The organism is Brevibacillus antibioticus (assembly GCF_005217615.1).
In the GTDB taxonomy this organism is placed as follows: domain Bacteria; phylum Bacillota; class Bacilli; order Brevibacillales; family Brevibacillaceae; genus Brevibacillus; species Brevibacillus antibioticus.
This window is the reverse complement of sequence record NZ_SZNK01000001.1, coordinates 1,437,246-1,450,998: the sequence shown is the minus strand read 5'-3', so window position 1 is coordinate 1,450,998 and position 13,753 is coordinate 1,437,246. Positions and strand designations below refer to the sequence as shown.

At 46.8% G+C, this 13,753-nt stretch carries 13 protein-coding genes; 2 read left to right on the top strand and 11 right to left on the bottom strand.

The genetic code is table 11. The annotated features are described in order from the left end of the window. Window positions 1-7 precede the first annotated feature (7 nt). Together parC and E8L90_RS07010 are read right to left on the bottom strand one after the other, a co-directional pair. Complete coding sequence (parC, locus tag E8L90_RS07015; RefSeq protein WP_137028578.1) at window positions 8-2,500, bottom strand: DNA topoisomerase IV subunit A; 2,493 nt, start codon at window positions 2,498-2,500, stop codon at window positions 8-10. A 2-nt stretch (window positions 2,501-2,502) separates the two neighbouring features. After that, window positions 2,503-4,473, bottom strand: coding sequence for a DNA gyrase/topoisomerase IV subunit B (locus E8L90_RS07010; protein WP_137033311.1), 1,971 nt, complete (start codon window positions 4,471-4,473; stop codon window positions 2,503-2,505). A gap of 498 nt (window positions 4,474-4,971) precedes the next feature. Between E8L90_RS07010 and E8L90_RS07005 the strand changes: the two genes are divergently transcribed. Continuing rightward, window positions 4,972-5,349, top strand: a complete 378-nt coding sequence (locus tag E8L90_RS07005) for a YflT domain-containing protein (RefSeq protein ID WP_137033309.1) — start codon at window positions 4,972-4,974, stop codon at window positions 5,347-5,349. 68 nt (window positions 5,350-5,417) lie between these two features. On the opposite strand, the gene E8L90_RS07000 is transcribed toward E8L90_RS07005, so the two are convergent. The 8 genes from E8L90_RS07000 to E8L90_RS06970 form a co-directional block, all read right to left on the bottom strand. Further along, a complete protein-coding gene (locus E8L90_RS07000; RefSeq protein WP_007718819.1) occupies window positions 5,418-5,717 on the bottom strand; it encodes a DUF1292 domain-containing protein in 300 nt (99 codons plus the stop codon). A gap of 139 nt (window positions 5,718-5,856) precedes the next feature. After that, window positions 5,857-6,027, bottom strand: coding sequence for a hypothetical protein (locus E8L90_RS30180; protein ID WP_007718825.1), 171 nt, complete (start codon window positions 6,025-6,027; stop codon window positions 5,857-5,859). Between the two features lie 31 nt (window positions 6,028-6,058). Then, the gene (locus tag E8L90_RS06995; protein WP_137028577.1) at window positions 6,059-6,925 is read right to left on the bottom strand and encodes an ABC transporter permease; all 867 of its coding nucleotides are present in this window, start codon (window positions 6,923-6,925) and stop codon (window positions 6,059-6,061) included. Continuing rightward, entirely contained in the window at window positions 6,922-7,854 is a 933-nt protein-coding gene (locus E8L90_RS06990; protein ID WP_137028576.1) for an ABC transporter ATP-binding protein, read from the bottom strand. Before E8L90_RS06990 ends, E8L90_RS06995 begins: the two co-directional genes overlap by 4 nt. Beyond that, window positions 7,848-10,076 carry a hypothetical protein gene (locus E8L90_RS06985; RefSeq protein ID WP_137028575.1) on the bottom strand — a complete coding sequence of 743 codons (2,229 nt, stop codon included), beginning with the start codon at window positions 10,074-10,076 and terminating at the stop codon, window positions 7,848-7,850. Before E8L90_RS06985 ends, E8L90_RS06990 begins: the two co-directional genes overlap by 7 nt. Before the next feature lie 14 nt (window positions 10,077-10,090). Next, on the bottom strand, window positions 10,091-11,167 hold the full coding sequence (locus E8L90_RS06980; RefSeq protein WP_137028574.1) for a TolB family protein: 1,077 nt from the start codon (window positions 11,165-11,167) through the stop codon (window positions 10,091-10,093). After that, the gene (locus E8L90_RS06975; protein ID WP_047067599.1) at window positions 11,164-11,718 is read right to left on the bottom strand and encodes an RNA polymerase sigma factor; all 555 of its coding nucleotides are present in this window, start codon (window positions 11,716-11,718) and stop codon (window positions 11,164-11,166) included. Before E8L90_RS06975 ends, E8L90_RS06980 begins: the two co-directional genes overlap by 4 nt. A gap of 137 nt (window positions 11,719-11,855) precedes the next feature. Beyond that, a complete protein-coding gene (locus E8L90_RS06970; RefSeq protein WP_137028573.1) occupies window positions 11,856-13,013 on the bottom strand; it encodes a trans-sulfuration enzyme family protein in 1,158 nt (385 codons plus the stop codon). Window positions 13,014-13,156: 143 nt separating this feature from the next. Here E8L90_RS06970 and E8L90_RS31345 point away from each other — a divergent pair, with 143 nt between their 5' ends. Continuing rightward, window positions 13,157-13,297: a peptidylprolyl isomerase gene (locus E8L90_RS31345; protein ID WP_425267099.1), complete on the top strand. Its 141-nt coding sequence runs from the start codon at window positions 13,157-13,159 to the stop codon at window positions 13,295-13,297. On the opposite strand, the gene E8L90_RS06960 is transcribed toward E8L90_RS31345, so the two are convergent. Continuing rightward, window positions 13,294-13,743, bottom strand: a complete 450-nt coding sequence (locus E8L90_RS06960; RefSeq protein WP_162309062.1) for a hypothetical protein — start codon at window positions 13,741-13,743, stop codon at window positions 13,294-13,296. The genes E8L90_RS31345 and E8L90_RS06960 overlap by 4 nt on opposite strands. Window positions 13,744-13,753 lie beyond the last annotated feature (10 nt).

Below are 13,753 nucleotides of genomic sequence, written 5' to 3'. Positions count from 1 at the left end.
GTATTTTCTATTGTCCCGCTGTGCCAGCTCCGTCTCCTGAGCCTTTTGCACTCGCTTCGTCCTTCGGTGAATCTGTCGGCAAAATAGTTTCAAAAGCAACTGCTTTTACTCCATCCTCCACCAGTAGTCTACCGATGCCACCTTGTTCGTTGACAATCACTTGCTCAGTCTCGACAAGGGACCATTCGTTCTGAGACGTCCAGGCATAAACCGTTTCCTCGATAAACGTCGCAACAAGCTCATGCGGATTATTTTTTCGTTTACGAATCAACTGTACGCCTTTGCCTGCACGAGCCTGGAGTGGGATCGCAGCAATGGCAGTACGCTTTACAACCCCTTCAGCCGTTAACAAGCTAAAGGCACGAGAATCGTCTTCCTCAATCGGAAGCATCGTGATGACACCGTCGCCAGAAGCAAGCACGATTGCTTTTACCCCGCTCGACGCTCTACCCGTTGCGCTGACTTCACTGCGTTGGAATCGAATGCCCATGCCATCTTTTGTCGCACCGAGTATCGCCCCGGCTTCGTCCGCCACAAATACATTCACAAACTCGTCATTGTCGGCTTTCAGCTTCGCAGCTACCAACGCACTGGAACGATTCGTTTCGTATTCGGACAACGCCGTCTTTTTCATCAAACCATTTTTACTGACATGGTATACATACAGCGGTTGTTTGAAGTTTTCTACGATCGTAAAGCCAACGATCCGCTGATTCTTCTCCAGCGGGATGATGTTGACGAGGGCCGAACCGATATCCTTCCACTTATCGTCCGGGAAGGCGTTGACAAGAGTAGCGAAATATTTACCATCCTGGGTAAAGAAGAGAGCAGTGTGAGAGGTATTCGTCTCCATGAAATAGCGGACACGGTCTCCCTCTTTTACCCCACATGTCTCCAGCGTTCCCCCCACTGATTTGAAGGAACGCGGGCTCGTCCGCTTGATATATCCTTCGTTTGTGAGGGTTACGATGCAATCCTCTGCATTGATTTGCATGGCAATATCGATTTTGATTTCCTCGATCTCACCCTGGATTTCGGTCAGGCGCTCTTCTGCGTATTTTTTCTTAATCTCGTTTAGCTCGCCTGTAATGACTTGAATCAGCTTTTTCTCGCTTGCCAAAATCGATTTCAATTCCTCGATTTCTTTTGCCAAAGTAGCCAATTCTTTTTCCAGCTTGACAATATCCAAACGTGTCAAAGAAGCGAGCTGAATGCTCAAAATCGCATCTGCTTGGTTTTCAGTAAAGCCGTATTTCTCCATGATGTTTTTCTTGGCATCTGCACGGTCTTCCGAATCCATAATCGTATCGACGATCTGACGCAAAATGGACTTCGCGCGAATCAATCCTTCTACAATATGCTCGCGGCTTTGCTTTCGATTCAGATCATATAGGCAGCGATTCGTGACGACTTCTTTTTGGTGGTCGATATACGCACCTAACAAAGCCTTGAGCCCCATCTGGCGGATGGTCCCCTCATGAATCACGTTCATGTTGTAATTGTAATAGATTTGCAGATCTGTATTTTTGTACAGGTAGTTGAGAATCGCCTGCTCATCCGCTTCCTTGCGAATATCCACTACGATACGGACTTTTTTCTGCTCGGCCTCTTTGCGACCCGTTTCATCGCGAACCGCCAGAGCCCCCTCGATTTTGCGGTCCATCACGAGCTCATCAATTTGGCCGACGAGCTTCGACTTGACCACTTCGTAAGGGATTTCGGAAACGACGATTTTTTTGATCTTGCCGCCTTTTGGCTCCTCTACATGGGTCTTCCCGCGAATGATGAATTGTCCACGGCCTGTCTCAAACGCCTTGCGAATTCCGGACAGCCCTTGAACAATACCGCCTGTCGGAAAATCTGGACCTTTGACGTGCTGCATCAGCTCATCCAACGAGATATTCGGGTTCTTCATCTGTGCAACAGCCGCATCGATGACTTCTCCCAAATTGTGAGTAGGGATGTCAGTTGCAAAACCAACCGCAATCCCGGCAGCACCATTCACAAGAAGGTTAGGGAACCGTGAAGGCAATACTGCCGGTTGTTGTGCGGAGTTGTCATAGTTCGGGATAAATGTAACCGTATCCTTTTCAATGTCGCGCAAAAGCTCATTGGCCAATGCCGACAGTCTGGATTCGGTATAACGCATAGCAGCTGGTGGGTCTGCGTCCAAGCTACCAAAGTTTCCATGACCTTGAATGAGCACCTGTCGCATTTTCCACCATTGCGCCATCCGCACCATCGTTTCGTAAATCGCCGAGTCACCATGCGGGTGATAGGTACCCATCACGTACCCGACCGTTTTCGCTGATTTCCGGTATGGCTTATCGTTCGTGTTGCCTTCTTGGTACATGGCATACAAAATACGACGCTGTACCGGTTTTAGTCCATCGCGAGCATCCGGGATCGCGCGTGAGAGAATAACCAAGTTGGCATAGTCCCCGAAGCGCTTTCCCATAATCTCCGCGAAGCTCTGTTTAATAATTTGATTGGACAGCATGCTTATTCATCCTCCCCCACTTCAAAGGTGACGTGGTTCTCGATCCACTCACGTCGTGGTGGGACTTTGTCACCCATCAAAACGGTTACCAGCTTCTCACAGTGAGCGAGGTCTTCTAGTTCAACCTTTATGAGCTTGCGCGTCTCAGGATCCATGGTTGTTTCCCAGAGCTGATCGGCGTTCATCTCACCTAAACCTTTATAGCGCTGCACTTCAGCATTGCGTCCTACCTTTTTCAACGCCTGTTCCAGCTCGTAATCACTCCAGCAGTACATCGCCTCTGTCTGCTTGCCCTTGCTCTGCTTTTTCACCTGATACAAAGGCGGTTGGGCAATATACAAGTGACCAGCTGCAATCATTGGGCGCATGTAGCGGAAGAAGAAGGTTAAGAGCAGTGTTTGAATGTGCGAGCCGTCAACGTCCGCATCGGACATGATAATCACTTTGTCAAAAGCACAGTTTTCGATGGAAAACTCTTCGCCAATATCAGTTTCGAGCACCTCTAGAATCGTGCGGAACTCTTCATTCGCCAATACTTCGGAAAGCTTCGCTTTTTCCGTGTTCAACGGCTTCCCGCGCAGGCTGAACAAGGCTTGGAACTCTGAATTACGCGCCTGTTTTGCAGATCCACCTGCGGAATCCCCCTCGACGAGGAAGAGCTCATTGCGCTTGGAGTCTCTGTATTGCGGTGGAGTAAACTTTTCCGAAATCGATTTGCGCTTTTTCGCGGTTTTGCCTTTCTTGTCGCCGCGTAGGGCTTCGCGTTGTTTGCGCAGCTCTTCGCGAATCTCAGCAGAACGCAATGCCTTGTCAATCAGCAGCTTGCCTATTTCCGGATTTTCCTCGAGGAAGAAGCCTAGCTTTTCCGAAACAATCTGTTCTACGATTGCCCGTGCTTCTTCGTTCCCCAGCTTGTCTTTTGTTTGGGACTCAAACTGGACGTCAGCCATTTGCAATGACAATACACCGAGGAAACCTTCCCGCAAATCGTTTCCAGTCAAGTTCGGGTCCTTTTCTTTCAAGTACCCTTTTTTCCGGGCAAATTCGTTAAAGATCCGGGTCGTACCGTTGCGGAAGCCCGTGACATGTGTTCCGCCGTCCGTTGTTACAATCGAGTTGACATAGGACACGAGTGTCTCTGCATAGCCGTCATTGTACTGAAAAGCCAGCTCGACATAGATATTGTCCTTTTCCCCTTCGAAGTAAACGATCGGATGGAGCGCATTTTTCCCCTCGTTCAAATAAGAAACGTATGATTTCAAGCCATCTTCGAAGTAAAACTCTTCCCGTTTCTTTTCAGGTCCACGCTCGTCAATCAAAACCATGCGCAGCTTTTTCAGAAGGAATGCCGTCTCACGAAAACGATCACGAATCGTCTCATAGTCAAAGCGAGCATGGCCAAACACCGCGTCATCCGGCAGAAAACGTACCGTTGTTCCTGTGCGTTTGGTGTTCCCTGTGATTTCAAGACCGGTAACCGGTTTACCGACATGCTCCGTTCCATTTGCATCCACAACATATTCAAAGCGCTGCTTATGGATTTTGCCTTCCCGGTGGATCTCGACCTCAAGCCATTTGGACAAGGCCACAACGACACTGGAGCCTACCCCGTGCAAGCCACCACTTTTTTTATATCCGCCACCGCCGAATTTCCCACCGGCATGGAGCGTCGTAAAAATAACTTCTGGTACAGGTCGGCCAGTCTTATGCATACCCGTTGGAATTCCGCGTCCATGGTCCTCTACACTGACACTGCCATCCTTGTACAAAGTGACGATGATGCTATCGTTAACGCCGGCAAGCGCCTCGTCTTTGGCGTTATCTACAATTTCCCACAGCAGATGATGCAGGCCACGCGAACCCGTGGAGCCAATGTACATTCCAGGGCGCTTTCGAACGGCAATCAAGCCTTCTAAGACCTGAATATCTTCTTCCGTATACGTCAATGTTTGCTGTGTTTCTGTTTCCTTCAATCGCGCTCTCCCCTCTACTCTTCGGACACGTAGAAAAACGATCATGCCTTTTTTACTGATGGCTAGCGACGTATTCACCTTTTTTGAAAAACGCCGAGATGATTCAATCCCCATGAGAGGAACGTTTTCCTAATAAAAGCGAACACTTAATCGCTATTGTACCGTATGGTTCCCATAGTATTCAACGCCAGTAGCAAAATGGGGCAAAAAAGCCACCTCGCCCCTAGCGAGATGGCCGATTCTTCTCAGTATTCCTCGTTTCTCATTCGTTCTGTGCATGACAAGCATATTCCATTAATTAGTGTAGCACTAATGGTGAAGATTGGTCAAAATGAAAAACCAAAACATCTGTTTCCCTTTCTCTATTTCTTCCCCCATCTACGTAAATCCTGCTACTATCAAGGAAAATATGCCTCAGGTATTTCCATTCATTCGCTCTTTGGCTTTGGGCATCCTACTAAGGCATCGATTCCTGAGGCCAAAAAGGGGGGAATACTTTTGATCAGTGCTACCAAGCCGTTTGTCAAATTCCATAAGTATGATGCTGAGCTAGCTTCTGACGTTCATGCCTTAAATTCTTCCGGGTACAACAGTGATGACATCTGGGTTTTGAAATGGAATCCTGATAAAAATCACTCTAATCAACGAAACAATTTTTATAAATACAGTACCCACTTTGAAAGTGCCGTCGGTCATATTGACAGCATGGCGCATTTCTTTGACAATGGCGGCGAAGAACTCCGTACCCGTCTCGAAAAGCTAGGTCTAACCAAAGACGAGTGCTCAGCATTGGTTCGGGAACTGCAAGATACGGACTATACATGCCTTCTCGTTGTACGAGACCTTAAGGATAACATTATTAAAATGAATGACTGATCGACCGCAAGAAAAAGCCACTGCTTGGGTTCTAACGCCAGCAGTGGCTTGTTTCATTCATGCCGAGATTACTTGTCTTCTTTAATGAGTTCGATGCCTTCCAGCACTTCGTTCAGCTTCGCGTAAACTGTGCTCTCCTCGTCCTCTTCCAATGGTACCATTTCGCCGCCGTCCACTTGGAATACGAAGATATCTACTTCTTCGTCTTCTTCGCTTTCCTCATCTTCCACAGCTTCAGCCAAGGCAATATATTCTTTACCGTTCAGGTCGAACATAGCCAATACTTCGAAATCCCCTAACGGTTCACCATTTTCATCGTCCAATGTAATGATATCGCCCAACTCGAGGTCTTTGTTCTCTTCTGTCAATGTGTTCACGTCCTTATGCAGATATTCGTACTCTGTTCCATCATACCGTTTTTTTCCGGGAGAAGCAAACCGGCGAATAACTCTGTACCTTTCCTGGCCATGTAAAACAACCTACCACGGTAGGCAGGTTGTTAGCTGATTACTCACTATATTCTTGAAGAACACCTTTTTCAAGCAAAAATGCTTCTTCTGCCTGAAGAATCGTCACGATCGCTTCACGTTTGACATACATGCCAGCAGATGCCAGACGGCTCTCAATCGCACGAAGCAGTTCTTCAAAATCAATGATCTGTACATCTTGATCGCTCATAAAAAAACCTCCCTTTCCCCATGCACCTTTTTCATTGTACACGAACAGGTCGTTTCTTCCAACTCCACCATTTTCGGCGAATTGGTTTTAACAAATAAGCGCTCCAGATAACGAGCACAAAGGAAAGAACCACGTACACACATGTAAAAAACAACCACGGTGCAAAAGTGATGTCATCGGATTGATCGAATGACTCGCCCAAAATATCGAACAACACGATGATAGGGTTCATGCCTGCCAACATTTGTAGCTCATACATGCTCCAAACATTCGAATTGACGTACCGTTCCGGATACGCCTGTTGCAACGACTCCCCAATAAAAAAGAACAGCAAGCCAGTACCTACCACAAAAAAGAAGGCAATGCCGTATGTGGTGACCGTCGAGATCGACGTTCGTTTAATCCAAGTAGAGCAGAACAATCCCAACGACCCGAGAAAAAACATATTCACCGCGAGAAAAAGGACGAGCTGGGCCATTTGTTCCGGGGAGACGCTTCCGTACAGCATCACGATGCTGTACAAAGGCATCGAGGCAACCAAAAGCAGTGTGGAGAACGCCAAAGACGTAATGAGCTTGCTCAAAATAATCGTGCGTGTCGACAATTGGGTCGTCAGCAAAATATGCAAGGTCTGGCGTTCTCTCTCCCCACTAATCGCACCAGCAGTCAGTGCAGGTGCCACAAAGCAAACCATCGCGTAGTGTATCCCCGCGGATATCAGAAACAAATCCCGGTTATCTCCTAACGATTCGGCCTTTACGGGGTCCATGAGCAAAAAGCCCATCGGTATCCCCCCCATGACCAATAAGTAAATTGCTAATATGAGCATGGTCTTTCTCGAGCGGAATCTTTCCCGCATTTCTTTTACCAAAAGAGGGTTGAACAAGAAGTCGCTCACTCCATACCGACTCCTTCCGTAATCGCTAAGAAGACGTCTTCTAAATCTTTCTTGGAATCGCCATAGTAGACGACTGCGACCTGCTCATCCAGCAGTTCTTGAAGCAATTCAGCTTTTTGTTGCTCCGTCCCTTGAAAGTAGAAGCGAAAGCCTCCCATATACTCCGTCAATTGATGCACATACGGTGAGCTCGCTAACAGAAGTCCCGCTTTGTCCAAGTTCCGCAGGGCTCTTAGTTGCATCCGACTTTGCCCTGTGTCCCGATTACTTACCTCGTGCACAGATCCATACGCAATTAATCTGCCTTTTTCAATGACACCAATATCATCACACAGCTCGGCTAGCTCCGGCAAAACATGGGAGCTGATAATAATCGTCTTGCCCATTCCGCGTAGTTGCTTCAAAATTTCGCGCAATTCGATACGAGCTCGTGGGTCCAGTCCTGATGCGGGTTCATCCAAAATCAGCACGGCCGGATCATGTACCAGACAACGAGCTAACCCCAGGCGCTGTTGCATGCCTCGAGACAAAGAATCGACGAAAGCGTCTGCTTTGTGAGACAAATTCACCAGTTCTAAAAGATCACCGACGAGTGCTCGTCTTTTCGAGGCAGGAATTTTGTACGCTCCGGCATAAAACTCCAAATACTCCACCGCTGTCAAATTGTCATATACACCAAAAAAATCAGGCATGTAGCCAACAGATTGGCGCACACTTGCAGGGTCTTTTCGTACATTATAGCCACAGACAAATGCTTCCCCTTCACTCTGTTCCAAAAGGGTAGACAAGATAAGCATCGTGGTAGATTTTCCGGCGCCATTTGGACCAATGAAACCGAACACCTTTCCTGGCTCGATGGAAAGGTTCAAATCCGTCAACGCTTGTAAATTGCCGTATCTTTTTCCTAAATGAACGGTTTCGATTACCATTTCCGCACCCCCTCTACCTGGAAAATTGGCTCTGGTAGAGCTAATCGCGACGTTCCATTGTGGGAAAAACGAAGCAATAATGTTTGATTGGGCGTCAATATTTGCTGGAGTTCATTATCGAGGACAAGTCTCCTCCCGCGCTCAACAGGTATCCACCTACCGCTCTTTTGGTGGAAGTATTCGATCCGGAAAGGCTTGAATGAACTGTGATTCAACGGTACCGTTATTCGCTTCATATTGATCGCGGCTTTGTCTGTACGCAGCTCAAATGTAACGCTGCCCTTTCCAAGCTGCCAAATGTACCCGGTACTGTCGAAGTCTCCTGTCACTTCGTACATGTCGGCATCAAGCAGGCCATAAGGAAAAGTCACTAAGCCTTGTTCATTCGGCTGGACTTGAATAGGCTGCTGGATGACATTCCAGTATTGCGCTTGATGAGGCACCTGCATTGTCATCAGAGGAAGAGGCTCTTTCGTTGTGCCGATGATACTTATCTGATTCCCGTCTTCATACTCAACGACTCTTTCCTGCATTTCTTTGATTCGTTCTTCCATCGTTTGCGATTCGTTTGTTGATTGTGGTTTTCTTGGCATGAACAGGGGCTCAAGCACACTGTCAATCTGCTTTTCTTCTCCCTTTTTCAATGACCCAAGCGATATTCGTTGAAAACCAATTTGAATATAAGTTTGATCGTAGGCAAACTCCGTATTGTTTTTCACATGCCCTTGCAGACGATTCTCATTGATACGCAAAGAAGCCTCAAAAGCCCCCATGTCGTGCTTTACCCCGATACCGATTGCCTGTTTCGGTGTCAAATAGGGGAGATTACGGAAAGAGAGAACCTCACCGCCATCCATTAGCCCCTCTGGCTGATAATCATTTCGCCCAACTGTCAAGGGCAGTGCAACAATCGAAGGTTCAAGCTGAACATCGTATTCGTGCTGATCCACTCCTAAAAACGTTGCGGCTGAGCGAACATGAGCAAGAGACTCATCTAATATGTCGATCTTGGTTACGGCGTAGCTGGTACTCGTTTTCACAACAGCAGGCTTTCCGACCGCGAATATAGCGACGGTCAAGAAAATTCCTCCTAGCGGGATGACTCCCCACGCCCATTCAGGTTTTCTCATTCTTTTTAGAACGAAGTATGTCAATGGTGCGAGTACAATTACATATCCGCCCCACAACGCCACCATCCAAATCGGCGGAGGAGTTTGTACTTCCGGAATCTTCTTGCTCAAGTCGAGAAAAGGCCGGGTCATTTGATCCTTATAAGGCTTCTCTTCAAAAATCTTCTTGGCCCCATGGTGGGTCATGGCATTCTGCCACAGTTGTGAGTTGAACTGCCACGATGCCAACGGCTCTGCTGTCACATCATAGTTAACAAATAGCAGCAACCCTCTGCCGTGCGATTTTGACACAAATAAGGGCAAGTCACGGTTGTATACACCGATACTGCCATTTGGCGCGACTTTTGCAATGTCATACTCACTGAGTGCTTGTTGCAACTCAATATCACCAGCTTTTCCGGCTTCCACAGGGAGAATATCAGCAAATCGCTGGATCATTCCATCTTGATTGGGACCAGCGGAAACAACCACGATCCCGCCCAGCTGGATCCACTCCTTGATCGCTGCCATCTGTTGATCATTAATCGTGGAGCCACTGTTGCCTGCCAGCGCTAACATGTCTATGTTTTCGTAAATCCATGATTGGTCAGGCAACATTTGTTCCGTGAGATTTTGTACGGACAAGGGGCGATTCATTTTAGATTGTGATTGATTGACGGCTAGGAAATGAAACGCATTCCCCTCCTCGCTGATCACACCAATGGTGCGCCCGTCTGTTGGATATGAGATACGCAGCTTTTCACTTTTGACAACTTGACCGTTTTTCGTCACCTGGACGTACCAATCATCGAGCAATATTTGGGAAGGCATATCAAAGTATACGGTTGTACTCTTTCCTTGCTCGAGCTTTATTGGACGCCGAAGATTCAATTCATTATTTTTTTTAACTTGTCGCTGCGATAACTCTACAGCTCCAGTGAAATTCTGTTCCTGACTGGTTACCTTTACGTTTAGTCTCATCCATGATTCATATTTGACAATCCCACTTAAAGGTATTTCGAATTGTATGTCTACGTTGCTCTCTGCCATAGCTGGGCGTATCGAAAAGCTAAGCCATGTGATGACAAAGATTAACACCCATTTCCATCTCATGCTTGTTCCTCCGCTCATTTTCGTGACGCCAAAGAGATAACCAGTTGTTGCAGTTGATCATGACGTGAGATAAGCAGTAAGTACTTACCTTTGTTTGCCCAGTTTCCTTTGATCAGCTCTTCAGATGACTGGTTTCGCAATGGTAGCTCGCGTGTCACAAAAGGCTCTACACCCACGTTTACTTCCATCAACGTTCCATTTGGGTGTGTATAGGTCAATCTCGTATCGGAGCTCCACGATGCCCACTGTCCCACTGCAAGCGAGGTAACTTTCCCCGTTCGCATTTCCATAAGCTGTACTTCACCGGCTTTATTGAAGGCAAGCAAGCTGCCATCTGGTGACCATTCAGGCTGAGAGCCTTCTACAAGCTTCCATTCTTGGAATGAAATTGTGCTGCTCACCCAAATTTCTTCTACGCCATTTTTAGAGCGTGTAAAGGCAAGCGAATCATCATGTTCAGACCAGCTTGGTGAAGAATACAATACCCCTTCTTCTTCCTTCAGCAATCGGCTGCTTCCCATGCTGTAAGGCGTCGGCATCTCCACAATCCATATCCGCGATAATTTTTTATCCTGCTCAACGACAGCGATTTGCTTCCCAGAATTAGACCACGCTACCCCCGTGTACTTGCCTTCCGTTGGTGGTAACTTGATCGTAACTGGCTTTAATTCCTCGTCGATTGGAATGGTTTTCAGCTCTGTATTGTGATTGATATAAGCTAGCTGAGTGGCTTTGCAGTCAATATCAACAAGCTCCACGGCTGCTTGTGCTGGCAGCTTGAGTACTTCATGCTTTCGAACGGCAAAAGAGGTATCGTTCCACCACACAAATCCGCCTATGGCAAGGGTGAGAGCAGCAGCAGCGATTCCGCTCCAAACCAACTTCCCAAACTTTTTGGGTGCGACATTTGGGACCTTTGCCTGTTTGGCTTCAAGTTCTCTCATTTTCTGGAGTAATTGATTTTTGAGGTCTGATTTTAGCTGATAATTGACTGGAACCGATCCGCGCATCTGCTTCAAATGGGTCAGGAGTTGGGTTACGGTCTGATCATCCGATTGATGATCCTGGGGGCGCTTCTCCTCTTCTCTCATTCGGAGTCCCCCCTCTCATACATCTTCTGAAGTTTCTGTAATCCGCGATAAGAAATCATTTTGATACTCGATTCTGTTTTGCCGAGCACCTCAGCTACCTGGCTGATTTTGAGGTCAGCAAAGTACCGGAGCATCAACACGTCCCGTTGATCCTGAGACAACAAGTCCAGACGATCACGAAGCAGACGAATCTCTTCATTCGTCAACGCCTGCCGTTCCGGCTGCCATGTGTCGTCCGGTTCTGCTCCTAGGAAATCTTCCTGGTCAACCGGTAACTCCCTGTTTTTCCGCATAAAATCTACATATGTATTGTGAGCAATACGAAAAATCCATGATGCGAAAGGACTTGTTCTGCTATATTGCTCGAATTTTTCTAGCGCTTTTAAAAAAACCACGGTGGTCAAATCATCCGCATCCCACGTACTTTGAACCCGGCATCGTAAATACCGGTTGACGCGATCAAAATATTCGTCATACAGTTCCGTAAATGGACGAGATTCATAATAATCTCCGGATGATGGCCCCGACGGTTGCTTCATAGCCATTCCCATTTGCGTTTTCCTCGGTTTCTTCCAGACTAAAGCATGTTCTCAGAATGGACGTTCTCCACTGCATTCTAAGACTACTCTAACTAAGTATTACGTATTTCTTAGGAAGAAAGTTTCATAATATGGCAAAGTTTTTTGAATTATTTCCCTAATGCTGCATCTAATGCTAACTGAATGTCTTGAACTGCCTCGATTCCGACCGATAACCGTACCAGTCCCATCGTGATTCCCATTTCCTTGCGCTGCTCTTCAGAAAAAGCACGGTGGGACGTCGTAACAGGATGAGAGACACTCGTCTCCACACCTGCAAGGGACGGAGCCAGCTTGATCCAGTCAAGTCCCCGGTAAAAGTCGTAGATCTTCGTCTCGTCTGCCAGAACAAAGGATACCATTGCCCCCTGCTTTTGCCGTGAAAAAAAGAAGGTATCCGTAGGACTTGGGTAATACACTTGTCCAACTGCAGGATGCTCACGAAGAAACGCAGCGATCTGGCTAGCATTTTCGCATTGACGCTCCATTCTCACTGCCAATGTTTTCAAACCGCGTGATGTCAACCAGGCTTCAAAAGGACTGAGCGATGCACCATAATTGATTACGATCTCTATGGCACGCTTGATCGTGGTCTGTGATCCAACCAGAACACCTGACGTCACATCGCTATGTCCACCTATATATTTGGTTCCACTATGTACCACGAGATCTGCTCCAAATGAAATGGGTTGTACCAAATACGGTGTCGCAAACGTATTATCCACCATGACGGTTAAGCCAAGACTCTTCGCTTCCTTGATCCAGTAAGGCAGATCTACAACAGTCAATAGCGGATTGGTGATGGTCTCCACGAAAAACAGCTGCGTCGTTGGGCGAACATGATCAGCAAGCTGTGTCATTTGACCAAGCTGAATGCACTCAAGCTCGATCCCAAATCGCGACAGCTCCTTGTGCAGTAAAGCGTATGTACCGCCATAAATTTCATGGGAAGCCAGAACGTGATCGCCAGGGGACAGAACGGCAAGGAAACCCGCCATGATCGCTCCCATACCGGAGGCAGCACTGACACCTGCCTCTGCGCCTTCTAAAACAGCGATTGCTCGAGCCAGCTCCGCTTGGTTGGGATTGCCATTTCGGGTGTACAAGTAATCTCCTTCGCCGACGTAGTACTGTTCTACTTCTTCCAAGCCTTCGAAGGCAAAAACAGAGGTTTGATAAATCGGTGTAGTTTTACTCTTTACTCCCCGCAAAGCGTCATGTCCAATATGTACCGTTTTGGTCTCAAATCGCTCTGCCACATTGATCACCCTCTTCCCCCAATCATACCATGTGAGATTGGAAAGGAAACTAACGGATTGGCAAAAGCTCGACGATTTGTGTTGTAATCGAAACCGAGCCAGCTAGCCCACCGGGTCCAACCGGAGAGAAGACATACGAGAAGGCTCCGGCTATGCAGATTGGCAATGCAAAGGACAAGTTCTATGACGGCATCTCGTTCCACCGCGTTATCAAAGACTTCTTGATTCAAACAGGCAATCCATTCCATTTATATACTTTTCGTTATGTTTTTCCAACATTCAGTCTTTTTTAAATTATACCTTTCTTTGCGGCAAATGATTTGACTTCCTTAATTTTTTGCACATCCCCTTTTAACTCGTATATTTCATCGTCTGAGATTTTCAGGTAAAGTTTTTCTTGCTTCGATTCATTTAAGGGGAAATAAAAGTACACATGATCGAAACTAATCATGATACTTGTCTGCTCTTGGGCTTTTTCGAGCTTTACTTTTTCAACAGGCTCAAGTGTTGGAAGTAATTCATCCATCTTTTTATCTAATTCATCCAATGCGTCAGGTGTCCCATCAACAATCATCTTGTTACCTTGTATGCCGAGTGGTTTCTCTGCTTGAATATCATTCAAGAATGTTTTTACTTCTGAAATTTCAACAGGGATCTTAATTGGCTGTTTATCATTATTCTGTGTACAAGCAACGAGTGTGAAACATAGTAGAATGGTAATTTTTAAACTTGATTTCAATGAACTCACC

Bases quoted from the DNA above. Each gene is read 5' to 3' on its own strand.
- E8L90_RS06980 (WP_137028574.1), bottom strand. From the start codon at position 11,167: ATGAGAGAAGAGGAGAAGCGCCCCCAGGATCATCAATCGGATGATCAG.
- E8L90_RS31345 (WP_425267099.1), top strand. From the start codon at position 13,157: ATGCAGATTGGCAATGCAAAGGACAAGTTCTATGACGGCATCTCGTTC.
- parC (WP_137028578.1), bottom strand. From the start codon at position 2,500: ATGCTGTCCAATCAAATTATTAAACAGAGCTTCGCGGAGATTATGGGA.
- E8L90_RS30180 (WP_007718825.1), bottom strand. From the start codon at position 6,027: ATGAGCGATCAAGATGTACAGATCATTGATTTTGAAGAACTGCTTCGT.
- E8L90_RS06990 (WP_137028576.1), bottom strand. From the start codon at position 7,854: ATGGTAATCGAAACCGTTCATTTAGGAAAAAGATACGGCAATTTACAA.
- E8L90_RS06975 (WP_047067599.1), bottom strand. From the start codon at position 11,718: ATGGGAATGGCTATGAAGCAACCGTCGGGGCCATCATCCGGAGATTAT.
- E8L90_RS06985 (WP_137028575.1), bottom strand. From the start codon at position 10,076: ATGAGATGGAAATGGGTGTTAATCTTTGTCATCACATGGCTTAGCTTT.